Consider the following 19,579-nt stretch of genomic DNA (forward strand, 5'->3'; position numbering starts at 1 on the left):
GATGTCATGCGAAAACTGATCACATTATTTTTACTGGATTTCCGGTTGCTGACCAAAAATAAATGGTTCTATCTGAAGCTGATTTTGTTTCCTTCTCTACTGATTCTCATTCTGGGCACGGCATTCGGCGGCTCAGACTCCAGTGTGAAGGCGTTTGACGTTGCTTTTTATAATGCGGATAAAAGCGTTGCTGCTCAAGGGAGCCCGCTGGCCTTGGGGAAATCCTTAAAGAATGTTTTTATGCGGGAAGATCTGCGGAAAGTCATACATTTGCAGGAAGCGGCCAGCTATGACGAAGGCAAAAAAAGAGTCGAAGACGGTCATGCCGCTGTTTTTATATATGTGCCGGATAACTTTACGAATGCTGCAATAAAGCAGGAGGCGGCGAACCTTGTTGTGATCGGAGAATCTGCCAAAACGCTCCAAACGGCAATCGTGAGGACTATACTGGAGCAGTTTTGTGAGCAGCTCAATCTGTTAAATGAAGAGAAGTCCGCGGTTCTCCAGTTCTCAAACGGCGGTAACGGCCTTCCGCAAGCCCCAATTGCGGAGCTTCAAAGCCATATATTCAATTTCAGCGGCCGTTCCCCGGATATCCCGACGGTTTCAACGCAAAAGGATGCGGTGCCGGTAGATGCGATACAGTATTACTCCATTGCCATGGTAGTTATGTTCTCGATCATGACGGCCTTTGTGCTGGTGCACAGCATCGTAGATGAGCGGCAAAACCATACTTTGTTCAGAATACGTTCAACGCCTGCTTGGGATGTGCAGTATGTTTTAGGCAAATTGAGCGGAATTATACTGGCGATTGTATTGCAAATGTCTTGCGTAATTCTCATCAGCTGGCTGGTGTTCGCAATGAGCTGGGGCCAGCCCCTTGAGCTTTTGGTGATAACGGTTGTGTATGCTTTTGCCATAGGAAGTCTTGTGCTGCTCTGGGGATTTATTGCCAAAGACCATACGACTGTGTCCAGCCTGGCTTCACCTGTGCTGTATATTTTCAGTTTTTTGGGCGGAAGTTTTGTCAGTAGAAGCGAATTGCCGGAAAGTCTGCGGACCGTTCAGGGGCTGCTTCCCAACGGAAAAGCAATTAATGCGTACCTCAGTATCAGCCAAAATAAAGGACTTGCCGGGTCGTATAAAGATTTGCTGGAGCTGGTAGGGCTGGGAGTCATCTGCATTATCGTATGCATTAGTCAATACAGTGGGAGAAGGTGGAGTTTTCGTGCAATTTATCATCATGCTGAAACATCAGCTGAAACAGATATTTAGCAATCGAATAGCCGTTTTGGCGATGATGGGTCTTCCACTAATTCTAACGTATCTGTTCTCGTTCTCCACAGGCAGCATGCCGGATACTGTATATGCTGCAGATGATGATCACAGCATCTACTCCAAGCAATTATTAGAGCTGATTAGTCAGGGCAGCGGCTTGCGGGTGATTAATACGGATGTGAAGAGCATTAAGAATAAGGTGAACGCGCAGGATATTCCTTTTGGATTTGTGATCGGGCAGGATTTCAGCAGCATGTTGCTGTCAGGACAGGAGCTTCCCCTCAGCTTTGTGCAAAATGAGGAGAACGGCGAGGGGGCACTGCTGAAAGAGATCATCGCCGGTGAAGCTGGCACAATTCGTAAAGTAGCCAATGACTCGGAGTATATGTCCGGCCATTTACAGCTGAATGCTGATTCTATGTCCAGATATTTATTTACAGCATTAAAAGGTGCTTCGAAACCGAGCATTAATGTGCAGACTCTGAACAGCGGTGAAGAGGGAGAGAACAAAACTGCTGCCGAAAGGTTTACAGGCTTTATGGCGATGTTCATTTGGTTTGTGGTCGTTCAGGGCTTAAGATCGCTGGTCGACGAAAAAGAAAACAAAACCGTAAACCGGCTATTGAGCACACCCGTCAGCTATATGAAATATCTGCTCTCAAAAATGGCTGCAGCGTTTTTATTTGGCATTATTTATATTTCAGTCATACTGCTCTCAGGAAAATATCTGCTGAGAATAAACATGATAAATCATAATCTGCCTGTTCTCGTTATGCTGCTTGCCATGTATTTATTTGCCTTAATCGGATTAACCATGCTAATCCTTCCATTTATGAAGAGCCAGAAGCAGTTTACCTCCTCAGCTTCCATTATTGTCGCGGTTACCGGGATGCTGGGGGGTTCTTTCTTCTCCATGCAATTCGCTCCTAAGGTTATGAGGACTATCGGTAAATTCACACCCGAGGCATGGGTTATCCAAGTAACATCCGTAATGAATATCCGGGACGGTTCGATAGGTTCAGCAGTTATCGCTCTTGCCGGGATTGGATTCTTGGGACTGGCCGGAGCTTATGTATTTATGCGTAAAGAGCTTAGAGGATTAGAGGGATGATTATAATCATAACGGTGAGTGGGAAGTGATAATATTGGGCATTACAGAGCTTGCAGGAATCATCGAGCTGCTCGCAGGTCTCATCATCAATGTATGGATTGGAGCGTTTGGGAGAATCATCTTTAAAAAGGATGACAAAACCTCCAGAGTTGTACTGAGAATCTTGGGTGTATTCTTGCTGATTAACGGGATCTCAAGAGCCTTTCATGTCTGAAGTTTGCGTCCTCCTGACCGGGAGGATTTTTTGTTTGTTAATTTCTACTTCTGCGGGCATGTTTTTCTTCCATGCCGCTGATATATCATTTTGAGAAAAATGATGACACAGACGATAAAATACCTTATTATTTAAAGAGATTTTTAATGAAACAGATTTTAAATAATTATAGTACACTGTTTGAGGCGATAAAAGGCTATAGTATAGGCGTTCTGGAGAGGGGGGCTTACATATTCTATCGCTGAGTGGGGTGAGTAAAAGCTTCAAGCTGAAGGAAGGCTGCTATCATGCTGTCCGGCAGGTATCGCTTGAGGTGAAGACAGGAGCTGTCCATGGCATCATCGGGGCCAGCGGGGCCGGCAAATCGACGCTGCTGCGGCTGATCAATCTGCTGGAGCGGCCGGATGAGGGGAATGTTACGGTTGAAGGCAAGAAGCTTACCGGAATGGCGGAAAAGGCTCTGCGTGAGGAGAGGCAGAAGATCGGTATGATCTTCCAGCAGTTTAATCTGCTCGGCAATGCTACAGTCAGCCGGAATGTCGCCATTCCGCTGGAGCTGGCCGGTATGCCGCGGAGCGGACGGATGAAGCGGGTGGAGGAATGCCTGCAATTCGTCGGACTTGCGGACAAGGCGGAGCAGTATCCCGCCCAGCTCAGCGGCGGGCAGCGGCAGCGGGTAGCCATCGCCCGGGCGCTGGCGAACAGCCCGAAGCTGCTGCTCTGCGATGAGCCGACCTCCGCGCTTGATCCGGGAACAACGGCGGATATTCTTGCTGTGCTGAAAGAGATTAACAGCACACTCGGCGTCACGATTGTTATCGTCACCCATGAGCTGGATGTTGTCCGCAGCATCTGCAGTGATGTATCTGTGATGGAAGAGGGCAGAATCGTGGATTCCTTCTCCCGCGGGGAGATTGGTTTTACAGCGCCCGTCGGCTATACCGGTTCCTACCGTGAGCAAATTACCGGCAAAGCGGGGGAAGTCTATGTTTGAGGATATGCTGAAATACCAGGATCAAATGTGGCAATCTATTGGGGAAACCTTTGTAATGGTAGGCATTTCGGTAGGCGCAGCCGTACTGCTGGGGCTCCCGCTTGGAACGCTGCTTTATTTTTGCCGCAAAGGCCAGCTGTATGAGAATCAGCTGCTGTCTCTTATCCTCAACAGCATCGTTAACGTTGTCCGTTCGTTTCCGTTCCTGCTGCTTGTCGTGGCGCTGATTCCCGTCACCCGCTTCCTCGTGGGGTCGGCAATTGGTACGGTAGCGGCTACTGTGCCGTTGTCTATTGTTGCAATTGCCTATTACTCGCGGCTGGTAGAACAATCGCTGCTGGAGGTTCCGAAGGGGACGATTGAAGCGGCCTTATCCATGGGAGCTTCAAAGGTTTCGCTGATTTTCAAGTTTCTTTATGTGGAGGCCCGTTCCGGTCTGGTGCTTGGATTGACTGCTTCTACGATTAGCTTTATCTCGTTCTCAACTGTAATGGGCGTTGTCGGCGGGGGCGGAGTCGGCGATTTCGCCATCCGTTACGGGTACCAGCGTTTCGAGACGGAAGTGATGATCTATGCGATTGTCGTGATGATTGTGCTCGTGCAGGTGATTCAGTTTACAGGCAGCACTGCAGCGAGACTGCTGGATAAACGCTGAGCAATTTGCAAGCATCTGTGACCTTGAAATCAAAATATAAGTTGGGGGTTAGTTATAATCATGAAAAAAACAATGCTATTCGCGCTTACACTGCTTGTGTTGATCGTTGCCGGTTGTGGAAATAACAAGGAGAATGCAGAGGCGCCCGCTGCAGTCAGCAAAGAGCCTGTAAAGATTAAAGTGGCTTCGCTGATTCCGCCGATGACGGATATTCTTGATATTGTGAAACCGCTGCTGCTGGAAGACGGTGTAGATATGGAGATCGTGGTGCTGTCCGACAATGTGCAGCCGAACGAAGCGCTGGCGAACAAGGAAGTGGATGCTAACTTCTTCCAGCATGTTCCCTACATGGAGCAGTTTAATGCCAGCAAAGGCTCCAAGCTGGTCGCTGTACAGCCTGTATATGATGCCATTTACGGCGGATATTCCAAACGTTACAAGGCGATCAGCGAACTGCCGGAAGGTGCAACACTGGTAATGGCGAACGACCCTTCGAACATTGGACGTTCCCTGCAAATGTTCGCGGACGCTGGACTCATCAAGCTTAAGGAAGGGGTAGGCATTAAGGCTACACAGGCTGACATCACCGAAAATGCCAAGAACTACAAGTTCGAGGAAGTGGACCTGCTGATGCTGGCCCGGATGCTGGACGACGCCGATCTGGTAGCGATGACTCCGGCTTATGCCAGTCCGCTGGGCCTGACGCCGAAGAAGGATGCGCTGATTACAGAACGCGAAGATTCCGAATTTACCATCACCCTGGTAGCACGCGAAGATAACCAGGCTTCGGATGCCATCCAAAAGCTGGCGAAGCGCATCAGCGGACCTGAAGTGAAGAAATTCCTTGAAGATAACTATGCGGAGATTGCGTTGCCAGCGTTTTGAGGCAAGGTAGCCGCAACAAACTCTGCTGTGTGTTAATCCGGCCCAGCGACTATTGATATAAATGGTATGATACCGGCATGCAAAAGCAGCCTTCACCACTAACGGGAGAAGGCTGCTTTTTGTTATAGCTGTTTTGTCAATGTAACCGGATGTTCGGGGCATCGCCAAGGTATTAGCTGCGTACATTTAAGGACGTAACCACCTCGTACTGCGCCGATTCAATCCAGCTCCCCGTAGTGAAATCCCGTCCCTTTACAAGGACTTTGTCGGTATAGACTTCCACATAATACCCTTGGCTGCCGGTCTTGTGTTCATCTGCATTCGTCCAGAGGTAAGCAACCGAAGCACTATTGAACATGGTTGCCGTCTCGCCGTTGCCGGAGTACATCGTGTTGTCGACTTCAAGCTCCCAATGCGTATGGCCTGTAAAAAGAAGTGTCTGAGGATATTTGGACAGGATGGAGCGCAGCTCCTTATCTTGCGTGACGCCATACCACTCTTGTGACTCCAAAGATCCGGCTACAGTGTCCTTCAGCGGCTGATGCAGGAAGAGAAAAACAGGCTGCTCAGGCTTCGGGTGTCCGTCCACCAGCTTTTCCCCAAGCTTACGGTCCAGCCATCGAAGCTGCTCGTCCGACAATTTACAGAACGTTGGCAGACCTTCCTCTGTTCCCAGGAAAATAAAATGATACCCGCCGATCCAGTGGTCATGATAGGGGCCGGGCATTCCCATGCGGGAAGTGTACATTGCCAGGCGGGATTCCCAGTGGCCGAGTCCAACGTCATGGTTTCCCAAGGTGTAACGGATCTCCGGGAGTACTGCCTGATGCAGCTGCAGAATACGGTGGACTTCCTCATATTCTTCCTGGAAGCCATGATCCGTGATGTCGCCAATATGCATAATCCCGCTGCTGCCCTGGGCATGGTGAGCCAGATCCTGCAGCGCCCGCTCGAAATTCAGATTATACTCATGGGATGGTTCGGCAGTGACATGGGTATCGGTGATAATTTGGAAAGTAAGCAGCGGCTGTGGTCCGCCTGGTTCATTTGTACTCATTTGCGAGAGAACCTCCTTGGATTGCATGGTATTAAACTGAATGCAAACTTTATGAATAGAACTCTGTTAATGCCCCTTGGCACTAATGTTCAAGCCCACAATGCCGGCCACAATCACAGTCACCCATAATAGGGAGGACAGTGTCAGCCGCTCTCCGAAATACACCGCCCCCACGACGGAGATCAGGATGATTCCTGCACCTGACCATACCGCATAAGCTACCCCGACCTTGATCGAGGTGAGCGCCACATTCAGCGAGGTGAAGCTGATCCCATAGAACAGGAACATCAGCACGGAGGGCCAGGGCCGGGTGAACCCATGGGATATTTTCATAGAGATGGTTCCCGAGAGCTCGAACAGAATCGCCAGCGCGAGAAAAATCCAGGCCCACACCCCTTCGGCCCTCACCTTGTATTCCTTCCAATACTTAATTCTGCATAGGACTGCACCAGAGAATCTGCATCCGGCAAAAGGCCGTGCACTGATATATCCGCTGCGCCGGCAATCCCGACGGCTACAGCTGCCCCGGCGGCCTTAGCCATCCGCATATCGCCGTTCGTATCGCCAATCACGGCGGCCCCGGCAGGTTGTACCCCAAGGCGCTCACAGGCGAGCAGCGCCATATCGGGAAACGGCTTGCCCCGCTCGACCTGATCCGTACCGATCACGGCAGAGAAATAATGTTGGATACCGAGCCAGCGGAGGTGATTTTCGGCTGCCGCTGTTTCATCGGCAGTCACTACAGCCAGAGCAATGCCCTTGGCTGTGCAGTCGTCAAGGAACCGGAGCAGGCCGGGAAGCGGGAGCACCGGGCGGCTGCGCTCCAGCATTACATCCGCTTCCTGACGGCAGAGCTCTACCAGTTCCTTGGACTCGGCCCAGGATAAGCCTAGCAGGTAACCCTGCCAGGACAGAATGGCATAAAGGTCGCTCATCGTCCCCATGGCCAAGGGACCATTCCGGTCATAGTCTGTAATTCTACCCTCAGCATCGTGAACGGTTCCCAGCAGGGAGGCCAGATACTGAACCGGGAATTGGAGGCCGCGTTGTTCCAGCTGCCGGGTGAACTGTCCCAGGAAACACTCGCCCCAGCTTCCCCACAGGGAAACGAACTGCAGCAGTGTGCCGTCCTTGTCGAACAGAATCGCGGATATGGAATGTTCCCCTTGCGGAGTGATGAGCTCAGGCATGCTGCCGCCCCCTTAGATTTAATAATTCACGTTTTATAATGTTACTCCTTATTTTACTTTATCAAGTGCAGCCTGGGCAGCTTGCTGCGCTTCCTTCAGGGCCTCAGCCGCCGGGATATTTTCAATCTGCACCTTGTCCGCAGCAATGGTCAGCGCATCATTGATTTTGCCGCCGGTAGGATCCTGGAAGGGGGCAGAGGCGTGGGACGCCTGCATTAACGGGATTTTGATCTGCGGATTGGTCTCGCTGAAGGAGACGAATGCCGGATCTTCAAGCGCAGACTGGCGGACGGAAATATATCCGGTGTTGATTGACCAGAAGGCGGTATTCTCGGAGTTCGTGAAGTAGGTCAGCCATTTCATCGCTGCCAGCTTCTCGTCATCCCCGGCTTTGGCAGGAATACCGGCCATGATCGCTTGTGCCACAGGCTTGCCTTCGCCAACTCCGGCCCAGCCCGGCTGCTCCATTGCGGAGACGATGCTGAAATCTAAATCACCCTGATCTCCGCTGGAGCCAATATAGCCCGCCGCTTGGCCTTTCATCACATCGTCAATGGTCTTGTACCAGTACTCCCAGCCTTGTCCGCCGGAGTGGATGCGCATGGTTTTGTCCTCGTGAATCCATTTGCGGAACAGATCCCAGGTTTCAATCCACTCCGGAGAGTCGATCGTTACTTTGGTGCCATCCTCGCTGAGAACGCTGCCGCCCTTGCTGAGGACGGCATCGATCATGTTGCCGGAGCCCCACATCGGCTCCCATCCGAAGAAGGTTGTTTTGCCGCCGTCTTTAACGGCCATTTTCCCAGCGGCTGCCGCCAGGTCTTCCCAGGTCTTCAACTGGCTGGCATCGATACCGCTTTTCTCAAAAGCATCCTTGCGGTAATACATAATCTGTGTCGTTCCGTACATCGGAAGGAAATACTGCTTGCCGTCAACCTGGCCCTGGTTCAGAAAGGTCTGGACAAAATCCTCTTTATTAAAATCCGGCTGCTGGGTGATCAGCTCATCCATCGGAGAGAAATATCCCTTACGCGCCCAGTCCATATTGGAGGAGAGCACGGCTGCAGGAACCTGTCCGGTAGCAATGGCCGCCTGAAGCTTCTGCTCGGTTTCGCTGTAGTCTGCCTGTACGATGCCTTTGACGATGACCTCCTGCTGGGAGGTGTTGAACTTTTGGATGAGCGATTCCATATTCTCGCCAAGCTTGCCGCCAAGGCCATACCAGAATTCAATGGTTACCGGTTCGCTTTGGGCTGGAGGGGCGTCTGCCGCTGGAGCTGCGGAGGCACCGCCTCCCGCCGTAACGTTGTCCGAAGCGGAATTTCCGCCGCAAGCCGTGAGCACTGTGAATCCGGCAATCATAGATACCGCCGACAACCTTTTAAATACGTTCATCATCATTCTCCTCTTTGTTCAAAAATGTAAGATTCAGCCTTTACTGGAGCCTGCCGTCATATTGACACTTTGCATAATCGTTTTCTGCGCCAGCAGGAAGACAAGCAGCAGCGGGGCGATGGTGAAGGCGCTGGCGGCCATGATCAGCGGCCATTGTAATCCGTATGCACCCCCTTCCACGAAAAAGCTGCGCAGGCCAGCGGAGACTAACTGCAGGTCAGGGTCTTTGGTAATCAGCATCGGCCAGAAATAATTGTTGTACTGATCAATGAAGGTAATCAGCGCCAGCACGGCAAAGGATGACCTCGTAACCGGCACCAGCACCGTCCATAGAATCCGCATATGCGAGGCGCCGTCCACTTCACCGGCCTCCACCAGCTCATGCGATACCTGCAGGAACGCTTGCCGGATCAGAAAGATCGCGAAGATGCTTACAGAGTTGGAGAGAATCAGGCCGCCGTAGGAATTCAGCAGGTGCAGCTCGGACAGCACAAGATAGCCGGGCAGGTAGACCGCTGTAGCCGGAACCATATAACCGAACAGGATCACTCCGGCAAAAATCCCCTTCAGGCGGAATTTCATATGCGTCAGCGCATAGGCCATCATGCCGGAATTGATGATCTGCAGAATGACGATGGAAGTGGCGACGAAAATGCTATTGCCCATGTATCTTGCAAACGGGGCCTCATTCCAGGCTGCGGCAAAATTTCCCCAGAGCGGCACTTCAGGCCAGAGTGTAGGCGGGGAACGCCAGATTTCATCATTGGTTTTCAGCGCGCTGGTGACCATCCAGTAGAACGGGAAAGCCATCAGCAGGGCAAGCGTGGCAAAAAAAAGATGACGGGCCGGTCCGCCCAGCCGTGTGAATATACGCAAGCGGTGAGACCTCCTCTTGGAAAATGTACGGATTATTGATAATGGGTCGTCCGTTTGCTGATGCCGAATGAGAATACGGACAGCAGCATGCAGATGATGACAAGGACAACAGCTACACTGGAAGCCTCTCCAATCTGGAAGGATTCGAAGGCGGACTGATAATACAGATACAGCAGCGTGCGGGTGGAGCCGGAGGGGCCGCCTTGGGTCAGCACGTTGATCTGATCGTAGGCCTGAAGGGCCTGAATAAGCTGTACCACGAATAGAAACAAGGTGGTTGGCGAGATCAGCGGCAGAGTGATGCGAAAGAACTTCTGAGCAGCGCTTGCACCATCAAGCTCTCCGGCCTCCAGCAGGTCTGAAGGCACATTCCGCAGTGCCACCAGATAAAAGATCATCGCCCAGCCCACGGATTTCCAGATGGTCACCAGGAGGACTCCCACAAGCGCCCATTTGGGGTCCTGCAGCCAGCCTATTTTCCCGAGTCCGAGGAAATCAAGCACCGTATTGGCAAGGCCGACCTCAGGCTCATAGATCCACGACCAGACAATGGATACAGCGACGGTTGGCGTGACCCATGGCGAGAACAGCAGCACCTGATAAAGTGCGGAGCCTTTCAGCTTGCGGTTCATCAGCAGCGCGAGTCCGAGTCCCAGGAGAATGATCGGCAGCACACTGCCCGCACAGAAGAGCGCGGTCACTCTCAGCGCTTTGTAAAAGGCCGGGTTGCTGAAAAGATCGGCATAATTTTGCAGTCCGACAAAAGTTTTCTCCGGGCTCATAAAGTCCCATTCTGTGAAGCTGAGATACAGCACATACAACAGCGGCGCCAGCCAGAACAGAACGAACGGTACCATCGCCGGCAGCGTGAACAGCACGGGCTTCAAGCCGTTAATAACCTTTGAGCGTGTCATTTTCGTTCCGATACCCCATTCCATCAGCTTGATTTTGCGGTATAATGCAGAGGAAAGCTCCTCTGTTCAAAAAAAATTGTACACTCATGAGACAAGCCCGTGGTTAAGCGGAAGTAAACATCGTTCGGAAGTTGTGTAAAATTTGCAGAAAACCTGTAACGAAGCTTCAGTATTGTGTAATGTAGAGGGAACAATTCTAAAAAAGAGTGAAGGTGCAGCGAATGAAGCAGGCCGCATTTGGCGAGGACAACCAGCATTTATCACCACGGGAGCAACTGCTGCGACCGATGATTGATGCGATAGCGCAGACGATGGATTTATATGGAGCGAATTATTCTTACGGGCAGCTATACGGGATTATGTTCTTTGAGGACAAGCCGATGACGCTGGAGGAAATGAAGCAGGTCATGAATATGAGCAAAAGCAATATGAGCTACGGCGTCCGCTCCCTGATCGCTTCCCGGATGGTGACTAAGCTGGACGAGAAACGTGAGCGGAAGGAGCTGTATGTAGCCGAGACTGATTTTTTTCAGGCATTCAAAAACTTCTTCACCCTGAAGCTTCAGCGGGAAATTGATGTCATGCAGGAGGCGATGGGTACGGTGATGCCAGAGCTCCAGGAGCTGATCCAGGCGGAGGACACTCCTGAAGAGGAACGGCAGGCCTGCCTGCGGGACCTGGACAAGCTCCAGCATGCGGGAGAATATTATGCCTGGCTGCAGCGGTTTGTGTCGGGGCTGGAGGAAGGGGAATTCTTTGGCGGGGCCGGACTGCCCGGCAGGGAGTAGAGGCTGAACGGCAGTTATGCGGCAACTGTACAGCAGGTGAGCCATATAGGTTGAGCTTTGTGAGTATATCGGCCCGCGGGCGCTGAACGCTCTCCTCTCAAGTAGCACCAAAGCGGGAATCACTTGCTGCCAGCTGCACTGAGGGGGCTTTTTTGCGCGTGAAAACAGCTTTACGAATCGTCATTTTCTGGCCCTGTTATGGCTCTTCGATTAACGATAAAGAAAATAAATGCTTGCAAAGATAACGGTTCGTTTGATTATGGGCCTTGATTATTACGATTAGTTATTATCGGAATAAATCATGCTATAATATTGCCCAGGAGGCGGTTCCTTTGGATGAACTGGATATCAAAATTCTGAAGCTGCTGGAAGAGAACGGAAGACTGTCCCATGAAGAGATTGGCAAGCTGCTGCATATCTCGCGGCCCTCGGTGCATCAACGAGTCGGCAAGCTGGAGAAAAGCGGTGTGATCAAAGGGTACAGAGGCATTGTGGACTGGGGCAAGCTGGATCAGAAAATCAAGGTCATGATCTCCGTGAAGGTTGTCAGCCAAAGTTTCCGGGATGCGGCAGACCCAATCATCAGCATTCAAATCCCGGGTGTGAGCATTCTAGAATGCCAGCGGATGGCGGGAGAGTGGTGCATGCTGTTAAAAGTGAGGGTGACCTCACCGGAGCAGCTTACCCTTTTGCTTGATGAAATTCTCCGGATTCCCGGCATCAAGGAAACCTCGACGACCTTTATTTTATCTACATTATATGAAAATGGCATTAAGGGAATATAGAGAGGGTGGTAGTGCGTGAAGCAGAAAGCCAGGGCAAATTCAGTATACGCGGTTGGCATCGCGTTGTTGTCTGTTTATTTATTTTGGGGAGGAACTTATGTCGGCATGAAGGTCGCGATAGAGACCATGCCGCCCTTTCTGATGGCCGGAATCCGCTTTTTTGTGGCCGGAGCTGTACTCTATGTCATTTCCAGATTAAGCGGTGCTAAACGCCCGGCAGGACGCGAGTGGCGGTCTTCGGCCATCGTCGGCGCACTGCTGCTGCTTGGAGGCAATGGACTGGTGGCATGGTCGGAGCAAAGGGTCTCTTCATCTATTGCTTCTCTGATCGTCGCTGCGGTGCCCGTCTGGATGATGCTGTTCGGGTGGTTTGGCCGCGGCGGCAAACGTCCAAATCCCGGCGTTATCGCCGGGATTGTGCTTGGACTGCTGGGTATCGCCGTGCTGGTCTTCCAGCCGGGGCAGGGAGACAATGGCACTGCAACCGACCTGATCGGCATTATTACCCTGCTGGCAGCTTCCCTTAGTTGGGCGGCAGGTTCCATGTACTCACGCAGCGCCCGGATACCGGATTCTCCGCTGATGTCAACGGCTGCGCAAATGCTGTCAGGTGGCGCATTGCTGCTGGTTTTCTCCTTCTTTACCGGCGACTGGTCCAAGATGGACATTCCGGCCATTTCCCTCCGTTCGTACGCAGCTCTGGGTTATCTAATCGTCTTCGGCTCGATTATAGGCTACACGGCCTACATCTGGCTGCTCAAAAATGCCGATGCTACCCTGGTTTCGACCTATGCGTTCGTGAACCCGATAGTCGCCGTATTCTTGGGCTGGCTGCTCGCAGGCGAACAGTTAACCGTGAACACCCTGACCGCTGCCGTTATCATTATCGCTGCTGTAATTTTGGTGACCGTTTTCCGCGGCAGGCCGCAGAAGGCAAGAACTCAAGCAGCACTTGATATGCAAAATCAGCAGCAATCGATACACTGAGGACATCACAGCTGAAGGGGTGGTAACATGTTCGATATGCTAAAGGTAGGCAGGAATATCGTTAAATTAAGAGGGGCCGCAGGGCTCACGCAAATGGGACTCGCGGATAAGCTGGGAATCAGCTATCAGGCGGTCAGCAATTGGGAGAGGGGCGCAAGCATGCCCGATATCTCTAAGCTCCCGGAGCTGGCTGAAATCTTTAATGTCTCTATTGAAGAGATTCTGGAAGAGGGTAGGGGGACAGCGATCCTAACAAGTGTGCTGGAAAATGCAACTGAGGATTACCTGCATCAGCATGAGGTATCTGCAATAGAAATATTGGAAGTTGCGCCTCTGCTTAAGACGGAACAAATCGAAGAGGTGTTTGAGCATGTAAAGGCCAATGTGCCGATTGGTGACCTGGTGGCGCTGGCTCCTTTTCTGAGTGATGAAGTGCTGGATAAATGCGCCAGGAAGGTGATAGAGATCGGGCCAATCGGCGACCTGGTGGCGCTGGCTCCTTTTCTGAGTGATGAAGTGCTGGATGAATGCGCCAGGAAGGTGATAGAGATCGGGCCAATCGGCAATCTTGTAGCACTGGCCCCCTTTCTCAGTGAAGAAGTTCTGAGTGAATGCGCCCGTAAGGCATTTACTGAAAAAGAGGCAGGGACACTGCTGCAACTTGCTCCATTTCTAAGCCAAGAGGTGTTGGATGAATGCGCAGCCCGTTTGTATGCCAAATAAGCCAGGTCCGCAGGCTGCAAGGAATGAAATTAGGTTAGTTGTTCTCGATTGCAAACAAACAGGCCTCGCATCCTACGCGGGCCTGTTTGTTTGGCGATAACTTATGCTGTTACTGCAACAAAATGCAGCAGCTTGCTCTGGAAGTCACCATGCAGCTCGGGAAGCAGCAGGCCAGCATACATCAGGCGGTCGCCGCCGTATACGGTGCCGGTCTCTTTAAGCACGTAATCCTTGTCCGGATCAAGACCCTGAAGACGGAGACGGGGGCGGGCGGTGTTCGGTCCGGCCAGTACACGGAAGTAGCCGGCCAATGCCTCGGACCGGTCCTCGGCTACGAACATCCAAGCCGTTTCATTGCCTTCAAACGGCGAAAGCAGCCGGTACATATCCCCTTGCTGAACAAGCGAACGGATTTCTTTGTAGAAGGCAACCTGGGCAGCCGCTTCCGCCTGCTCCTCTTCGGTGAACCGGGTCAGGTCCAGCTCATACCCGAAGTTGCCGGACATCGCCACATCGCCGCGCATGGAGAGCGGGGTGCTGCGGTGAACCTGATGGTTCGGCACAGCCGAGATATGTGCGCCCATGGCGCTGGCCGGATAGACAATACTTGTGCCGTACTGGATCTTGAGGCGCTCTACGGCATCGGTATTGTCACTGGTCCAGGTCTGCGGCATGTAGTGCAGGATGCCCGGATCGAACCGGCCGCCGCCGCCGGAGCAGCTCTCGAACAGCACATGCGGGAAGCTGGATGTGATTTCTTCCATTACCCGGTACAGCCCCAGCATATAGCGGTGGGCAGTTTCCCCCTGGCGCCCGGGCGGCAGCGACGCGGAGCCGATTTCCGTCATATGGCGGTTCATATCCCATTTGACATAAGTGATCGGAGCCGAGGACAATACGCTGCTAACGGCATCTATAATGTAGTCGCAGACCTCCGGCCGGGACAGGTCGAGGATCAATTGATTACGGCTTTGGCTGCGTCTGCGGTCTGGCACATGCAGGCACCAATCCGGATGGGCGCTGTACAGCTCACTATCGGGGGAGACCATCTCCGGCTCGAACCAGAGGCCGAACTGCATGCCAAGCCGGTTCACCCGTTCCGCCAGATCGGACAGGCCCTGCGGCAGCTTGCGTTTATCCACGAACCAGTCTCCCAGGGAAGTGGAATCATCGTCCCGGCGGCCGAACCAGCCGTCGTCGAGCACGAACAGCTCAATGCCAAGCGCTTGTCCGGCACGGGCGATATCTTCGATCTTGTCCGCATCGAAGCCGAAATAGGTGGCTTCCCAGTTGTTGATCAGTACCGGACGCGGTTCATCGCGGTACAGCCCTCTTGCCAGACGGGTACGGTACAAGCGGTGGTAAATACGGGACATGCCGCCGATCCCCGCATCGGAATAGGCAAGCACAGCTTCCGGCGTCTGGAAGCTTTCGCCCGGCTCAAGCAGCCAGCGGAAGCCGAAAGGGTTGATGCCCATCGTGACCCGGGTGGACCCGTATTGGTCCACCTCGGCCCCGGCACTGAAGCTGCCGCTGTAGACAAGGCTGAAGCCATAGGCTTCTCCGCTGTCTTCCCCGGCATTCGGGGAGAGCAGGGCCAGGAAGGGGTTCTGCTGATGGCTGCTCGCTCCGCGTTTGCTGTCGATGCCCTGACTTCCGCTGCGCAGCGGGGCACGGACCAAATGGCGTTCCCGGGCCCAGGAGCCGGAAAGATGGATCAGCTCGAATTCATCATGCGGGAAATCGAGCGCCAGGGACAAGGCCCGGTTCAGCTTAAGCGGGCCGGTTCCGGTATTGATCAGCCGGGCCGAGCGGATAATGGTATCGAAACCCTTCAAGACCGTGTAAGACAGCTCGGTCCGAAGACCGGCAAGTGAATCCTCCAGCACCAGCTGTAGCGTTTCGGCTTCCTCTTCAGTCTCAGCGTATACAGCCGGCAAGCCTTCCAGCGCCGGTTTTCCTTTGAGAATGCTGTGGGACACGTAAGCCAGCTCCGTGACCGTTGTGCCGTTGGCCAGCTCAGCTACATAAGCGGGTTCCCTGAAATCGCCCGAACCATAGCCCGGATATTCATGGGGAAGGGTATCCAGGGAGAGCGAAGGCTCTGCCGGATCAACGGTGCTGCTGAAGCCCATAGCTCCGGGATCGAATAAATCAGAAACGGCAGAGCTGCGGATTTTTTTGCCCCAATGCAGATGTAGGGGATACGTACCGCGGGCCAGGCCGAATACATAACTGGTATTTTCAGTTTGCAGATGGAAGATTTGCAGCTTCGCATCATAATGAATGGACAAGGAAATAACCTCCTAAGGTGGATGCTGAAGTAATGAGACAGCCTCATTATAAGTCTGTTTCGCATTCAAACGTATGGAGGAATGCAGAATGAATATGGAGGAATGTAGTCTCTTTTGCAATTGGATAAAGGGACTGAGCTTAAAAAGCAGACCCGGCTGCCCGGATCTGCTTCATCGTTAGAGATTATTCTGCTTGCCGCAATCTTTCAACAACCGTTGCCTTGGTCAGCAGGCTGTAGGAGCTTAGCGTTACAGTGTACGCAATAGCAGCCAGGACCGGAATGACCAGAACAAACGGCAGCCAGCTGAAGTGGTAGACCGTAAAGGCCATATTATCTGCTATGTTTTTGGAAATGATGTAAGTCAGAAATAGGCCTAAGGTGGAGGTGATCGCCACGGTTAGCAGGACATTGTACATTCCCTCATAGACCAGAACCTTTTTCAGCTGCCGCTTGGTCATACCGATGCTCTCCAGTAAGGCGAATTCATTTCTGCGGGTAATAACCCCGGTAATGACGGTATTGATATAATTGAGGACGCCTATGAGCGCAATGACAAAGCTGAGACCGTAGCCGACCGTCTGGAAAATGCGGATAAACGAGCCCAGCTCCTCCTTGTAATCTTCTCTTGATTTGAAGCCCAGCTCATCACTTGAAGCTACAATGGACTTAACCTCCTGTTCAACACTGCTCAGCTTGGCCGGATCGGCGTGGATTGTTGCTGACAACCCCATAGGCGGATTGCTTCCCGCCGGCAGCTCCTTGGTTAATTCTGAGGCGGGAAGGAAGGTGTTGTATCCATAGATTGGATATGCATGAGTAGTTGCTGCATAAAGGGCATCAAGTTCTAAAACGGCCATGACTTCATAACTCTTTCCCAGACCCGGATATTTGATAGAGTCACCGGGATGATAATAAGTTTCATAATTATCTTCCCCATGCATCATAGCCTCTGTCACCAGCACATAGTTACCGGAAGCGAACTTCTGTTTATCAAAGGTTCCTTCAATAACATCCTTTTGCACCAGATCATACCAGCCGCCATCAATGCCGTACAGATCGAGCATAATGAAGTTATTCTTAAGAGTTTGTACAAGGAAAGGTTCGGGTTTAAGTACCTCTGCTTGAGGTTTCAGTGTAGCGCGTATCGTGTCATCCAAAGTGTATTTTTCGAATTTATAATATACATTGTCCACCTGTTCCACTCCGTCAATCTTATCCAGAGTACTTTTGAACGCTTCCGAAAGTTTGTAAGGATCTCCGGCCTGTTCGCCTTCTGTATACACAATAGCGTTATTGTGGATTACAAAGTCACCGGCGATATAAGTCTCCAGGTACTTATTGACATCGAGCGATGAAATCACGGTAAAGATAACACTGAACAAGACCATACTTAAGGAGAGTGAGGTCAGCATAAGAAACAGCTTCTTTTTATTGCGGAACAGATTGGAGAAGGCCATACTGTAAAGCTTTGCCCCGCGTGTCGAGCGTTTCTTCATCCGCCGTTTTACGCTCACGCCTGCGAATCTGACCGCTTCCACCGGGGAGATCCGTGCGGCCATCCGTCCCGGCTTGCTGGCAGCGATCCAAAGCGTCAGGTAGGAGAACACGGCAGCCCCAATAAAAATCCAAGGGCTGGCTGAATAGGAAGTTTCCATAGAACCCTCGGATGCGTTACTAATCAATGGGGTCAACCAGCGGCCAATACCATAACCAGAAGCCAGGCCAAACGGCAGACCGATAATATACAGCAGCTGCGCTTGACTGATAATAATCCTCCTGAGTTGTCGCGGCGTGGTCCCGATTGCCTTCAGCAGGCCGTAAAATTTGACATCCCGCACTACCGATATGTAGAAGATATTATAAATCAGCAAATATCCGCTGAGCATGATAATGAGAATGACTCCCATATAGGGAACAAATTTGATGATGTTATCTGAAAGGGAGGAGGTTGTGTAGGCCCAGTTTATTCCGATTGGAGCATCTACACCTGTGTCCTTGAGTACCTTATTGAGCTTTTTTTCGATATCGACGGCATTGCTGAACATCACACTTAGTTCGGAGGTATTCACATAAGAACCGTCAGCTTTGGACTTCACCGGATCGATAGAGGACAGGTTCTTGTTTACAAAAGACTCCGATACCAAAGCCAGCCCCGACATGGCCAGGTTTCTGTCCGCGTAATAGTACCCCGAAACAATAAATTCCTGCTGAATCACACGTTCCCCGGTATCTATGTCCAGAACAACCCGCTGGCCCAGCGCGTGCCTGATGCCAAGCTTATCCATCACCCAGGTGTTTAGCACAACCTCATTTTCTGCGGCAGGCAGCCCGCCTTCAATGAATGTTATAAAACCGTGCTTTGCGCTGTTCTCATCCATCCGTAAGACCTCTACCCGACTATCCTTGAACACATCATTTGTTAACTCTCCAGCTTTAAGTGTGACTCCGTATTCCCGAATGGAGGGATGTTTCTTCAGCGCTTCGACCTGTGCCGGCGCCAGATATTTGAAGCCTCCGTGGAAGTCAGAGCCAACCGTTTTCATCTGGGCTAATTCCATCGATTTGTTGATGTTTAAGACCATGGTGAAGATGGAGGTAATGAGCAGTGTAGTCAGGATGACCGCGCAGATTACAGCCAGATTTCGCATGGGATTGGCTTTCAGGCTTTTTAGAGCAAGGCGGTTTACAATTTTGCGGTTGTTGGTTGTGATCATAACGTCTTAACCCTGGTGGATACCGTCTCGTTGCCGGAAACAATGCGTCCATCTTCAATTCTAATAATCCGGTCGGCAGTCTGGGCGATGGATTCATTATGAGTAATCATGACAATGGTCTGATTGAATTTCTCACTTAGCTGCTTCAGCAGAATAAGAACCTCTTGGCTCGTTTTGCTATCCAGATTCCCTGTAGGCTCGTCAGCCAGAATAATGGAAGGTTTAGTTGCCAGCGCTCTGGCAATCGCAACACGTTGCTGTTGCCCGCCGGAAAGGTTAGACGGCAGATTGTGGATTTTCCCCTGAAGTCCGAGGGCCTGGATCACTTCATCCAGATATTTCTGATCAATTCTGCCGCCGTCCAGTTCTATAGGAAGCAATATATTTTCGAGCACATTCAGAATCGGTACCAGATTATAGCTTTGAAAGATGAAACCAACCGATCTGCGTCTAAAAATCGTCAATTTCTCATCACTCATCGCAAAGATATCGTTCCCATCCACAATCACCTTGCCTTCAGTGGCCCGGTCCAGGCCGCCGAGCATATGAAGCAGGGTGCTTTTTCCGCTGCCGCTGGTGCCGACAATGGCCAGAAACTCGCCTTTTTCTACAGACAGAGAGACATCGTCCAGCGCTTTAACTGTCGTCTGCGGATCTTTGCCATAATATTTCTTGAGGTGTTCAATTTTTAATATAGGCATGGTGATTCATCCTCCA

General features: G+C 51.7%; 19 protein-coding genes. 10 read left to right on the forward strand and 9 right to left on the reverse strand.

Features of this window, described 5'->3' with window-relative positions; all coding sequences use genetic code 11:
• Positions 1-6 precede the first annotated feature (6 nt).
• The 6 genes from NYE29_RS14845 to NYE29_RS14870 all read left to right on the forward strand — a co-directional run bounded on the left by NYE29_RS14845 (position 7) and on the right by NYE29_RS14870 (position 5,137).
• Positions 7-1,275 (forward strand): ABC transporter permease, encoded by a 1,269-nt coding sequence (locus tag NYE29_RS14845; RefSeq protein WP_340896537.1) that lies wholly within the window; start codon positions 7-9, stop codon positions 1,273-1,275.
• On the forward strand, positions 1,244-2,389 hold the full coding sequence (locus NYE29_RS14850; protein WP_340896539.1) for an ABC transporter permease: 1,146 nt from the start codon (positions 1,244-1,246) through the stop codon (positions 2,387-2,389). Before NYE29_RS14845 ends, NYE29_RS14850 begins: the two co-directional genes overlap by 32 nt.
• Before the next feature lie 34 nt (positions 2,390-2,423).
• Complete coding sequence (locus NYE29_RS14855) at positions 2,424-2,603, forward strand: hypothetical protein (RefSeq protein WP_340896542.1); 180 nt, start codon at positions 2,424-2,426, stop codon at positions 2,601-2,603.
• Positions 2,604-2,835: 232 nt separating this feature from the next.
• A complete protein-coding gene (locus tag NYE29_RS14860; protein WP_340899723.1) occupies positions 2,836-3,597 on the forward strand; it encodes a methionine ABC transporter ATP-binding protein in 762 nt (253 codons plus the stop codon).
• The gene (locus tag NYE29_RS14865) at positions 3,590-4,252 is read left to right on the forward strand and encodes a methionine ABC transporter permease (protein WP_076112570.1); all 663 of its coding nucleotides are present in this window, start codon (positions 3,590-3,592) and stop codon (positions 4,250-4,252) included. Before NYE29_RS14860 ends, NYE29_RS14865 begins: the two co-directional genes overlap by 8 nt.
• Before the next feature lie 60 nt (positions 4,253-4,312).
• On the forward strand, positions 4,313-5,137 hold the full coding sequence (locus tag NYE29_RS14870) for a MetQ/NlpA family ABC transporter substrate-binding protein (protein WP_340896544.1): 825 nt from the start codon (positions 4,313-4,315) through the stop codon (positions 5,135-5,137).
• A 172-nt stretch (positions 5,138-5,309) separates the two neighbouring features.
• Here the strand turns inward: NYE29_RS14870 and NYE29_RS14875 are convergent, their stop codons facing one another.
• The 6 genes from NYE29_RS14875 to NYE29_RS14900 all read right to left on the reverse strand — a co-directional run bounded on the left by NYE29_RS14875 (position 5,310) and on the right by NYE29_RS14900 (position 10,593).
• Positions 5,310-6,194, reverse strand: a complete 885-nt coding sequence (locus NYE29_RS14875; RefSeq protein WP_340896545.1) for a metallophosphoesterase family protein — start codon at positions 6,192-6,194, stop codon at positions 5,310-5,312.
• Between the two features lie 66 nt (positions 6,195-6,260).
• On the reverse strand, positions 6,261-6,602 hold the full coding sequence (locus NYE29_RS14880; protein ID WP_340896546.1) for a DMT family transporter: 342 nt from the start codon (positions 6,600-6,602) through the stop codon (positions 6,261-6,263).
• Positions 6,599-7,384, reverse strand: coding sequence for an HAD family hydrolase (locus NYE29_RS14885; RefSeq protein ID WP_340896548.1), 786 nt, complete (start codon positions 7,382-7,384; stop codon positions 6,599-6,601). Before NYE29_RS14885 ends, NYE29_RS14880 begins: the two co-directional genes overlap by 4 nt.
• 48 nt (positions 7,385-7,432) lie before the next feature.
• Positions 7,433-8,779 (reverse strand): ABC transporter substrate-binding protein, encoded by a 1,347-nt coding sequence (locus NYE29_RS14890; protein ID WP_340896550.1) that lies wholly within the window; start codon positions 8,777-8,779, stop codon positions 7,433-7,435.
• Between the two features lie 33 nt (positions 8,780-8,812).
• On the reverse strand, positions 8,813-9,655 hold the full coding sequence (locus tag NYE29_RS14895) for a carbohydrate ABC transporter permease (RefSeq protein WP_340896552.1): 843 nt from the start codon (positions 9,653-9,655) through the stop codon (positions 8,813-8,815).
• Between the two features lie 32 nt (positions 9,656-9,687).
• Complete coding sequence (locus NYE29_RS14900) at positions 9,688-10,593, reverse strand: carbohydrate ABC transporter permease (protein WP_340896553.1); 906 nt, start codon at positions 10,591-10,593, stop codon at positions 9,688-9,690.
• 197 nt (positions 10,594-10,790) lie between these two features.
• Between NYE29_RS14900 and NYE29_RS14905 the strand changes: the two genes are divergently transcribed.
• The 4 genes from NYE29_RS14905 (at position 10,791) to NYE29_RS14920 (ending at position 13,852) form a co-directional block, all read left to right on the forward strand.
• A complete protein-coding gene (locus NYE29_RS14905; protein ID WP_340896554.1) occupies positions 10,791-11,357 on the forward strand; it encodes a GbsR/MarR family transcriptional regulator in 567 nt (188 codons plus the stop codon).
• A gap of 332 nt (positions 11,358-11,689) precedes the next feature.
• Positions 11,690-12,142 (forward strand): Lrp/AsnC family transcriptional regulator, encoded by a 453-nt coding sequence (locus NYE29_RS14910; protein ID WP_340896555.1) that lies wholly within the window; start codon positions 11,690-11,692, stop codon positions 12,140-12,142.
• A gap of 15 nt (positions 12,143-12,157) precedes the next feature.
• On the forward strand, positions 12,158-13,129 hold the full coding sequence (locus tag NYE29_RS14915) for an EamA family transporter (RefSeq protein WP_340896556.1): 972 nt from the start codon (positions 12,158-12,160) through the stop codon (positions 13,127-13,129).
• Positions 13,130-13,156: 27 nt separating this feature from the next.
• The gene (locus tag NYE29_RS14920) at positions 13,157-13,852 is read left to right on the forward strand and encodes a helix-turn-helix domain-containing protein (RefSeq protein ID WP_340896557.1); all 696 of its coding nucleotides are present in this window, start codon (positions 13,157-13,159) and stop codon (positions 13,850-13,852) included.
• Between the two features lie 101 nt (positions 13,853-13,953).
• Here NYE29_RS14920 and NYE29_RS14925 read toward each other — a convergent pair whose 3' ends face one another.
• The 3 genes from NYE29_RS14925 to NYE29_RS14935 form a co-directional block, all read right to left on the reverse strand.
• Positions 13,954-16,146 carry an alpha-galactosidase gene (locus tag NYE29_RS14925; RefSeq protein ID WP_340896559.1) on the reverse strand — a complete coding sequence of 731 codons (2,193 nt, stop codon included), beginning with the start codon at positions 16,144-16,146 and terminating at the stop codon, positions 13,954-13,956.
• 184 nt (positions 16,147-16,330) lie between these two features.
• Positions 16,331-18,862: an FtsX-like permease family protein gene (locus NYE29_RS14930; RefSeq protein WP_340896561.1), complete on the reverse strand. Its 2,532-nt coding sequence runs from the start codon at positions 18,860-18,862 to the stop codon at positions 16,331-16,333.
• On the reverse strand, positions 18,859-19,563 hold the full coding sequence (locus NYE29_RS14935; RefSeq protein ID WP_340896562.1) for an ABC transporter ATP-binding protein: 705 nt from the start codon (positions 19,561-19,563) through the stop codon (positions 18,859-18,861). Before NYE29_RS14935 ends, NYE29_RS14930 begins: the two co-directional genes overlap by 4 nt.
• Between the last annotated feature and the right edge of the window lie 16 nt (positions 19,564-19,579).

Origin of the sequence: Paenibacillus sp. FSL M7-1046, assembly GCF_038007405.1 — a bacterium.
In the GTDB taxonomy this organism is placed as follows: Bacteria; Bacillota; Bacilli; order Paenibacillales; family Paenibacillaceae; genus Paenibacillus_AQ.

Coding starts and splice junctions, on each gene's coding strand:
- NYE29_RS14875 (WP_340896545.1), bottom strand. CDS start 6,194: ATGAGTACAAATGAACCAGGCGGACCACAGCCGCTGCTTACTTTCCAA.
- NYE29_RS14865 (WP_076112570.1), top strand. CDS start 3,590: ATGTTTGAGGATATGCTGAAATACCAGGATCAAATGTGGCAATCTATT.
- NYE29_RS14905 (WP_340896554.1), top strand. CDS start 10,791: ATGAAGCAGGCCGCATTTGGCGAGGACAACCAGCATTTATCACCACGG.
- NYE29_RS14870 (WP_340896544.1), top strand. CDS start 4,313: ATGAAAAAAACAATGCTATTCGCGCTTACACTGCTTGTGTTGATCGTT.
- NYE29_RS14890 (WP_340896550.1), bottom strand. CDS start 8,779: ATGAACGTATTTAAAAGGTTGTCGGCGGTATCTATGATTGCCGGATTC.
- NYE29_RS14935 (WP_340896562.1), bottom strand. CDS start 19,563: ATGCCTATATTAAAAATTGAACACCTCAAGAAATATTATGGCAAAGAT.
- NYE29_RS14920 (WP_340896557.1), top strand. CDS start 13,157: ATGTTCGATATGCTAAAGGTAGGCAGGAATATCGTTAAATTAAGAGGG.
- NYE29_RS14845 (WP_340896537.1), top strand. CDS start 7: ATGCGAAAACTGATCACATTATTTTTACTGGATTTCCGGTTGCTGACC.
- NYE29_RS14850 (WP_340896539.1), top strand. CDS start 1,244: ATGCTGAAACATCAGCTGAAACAGATATTTAGCAATCGAATAGCCGTT.
- NYE29_RS14930 (WP_340896561.1), bottom strand. CDS start 18,862: ATGATCACAACCAACAACCGCAAAATTGTAAACCGCCTTGCTCTAAAA.
- NYE29_RS14885 (WP_340896548.1), bottom strand. CDS start 7,384: ATGCCTGAGCTCATCACTCCGCAAGGGGAACATTCCATATCCGCGATT.
- NYE29_RS14900 (WP_340896553.1), bottom strand. CDS start 10,593: ATGGAATGGGGTATCGGAACGAAAATGACACGCTCAAAGGTTATTAAC.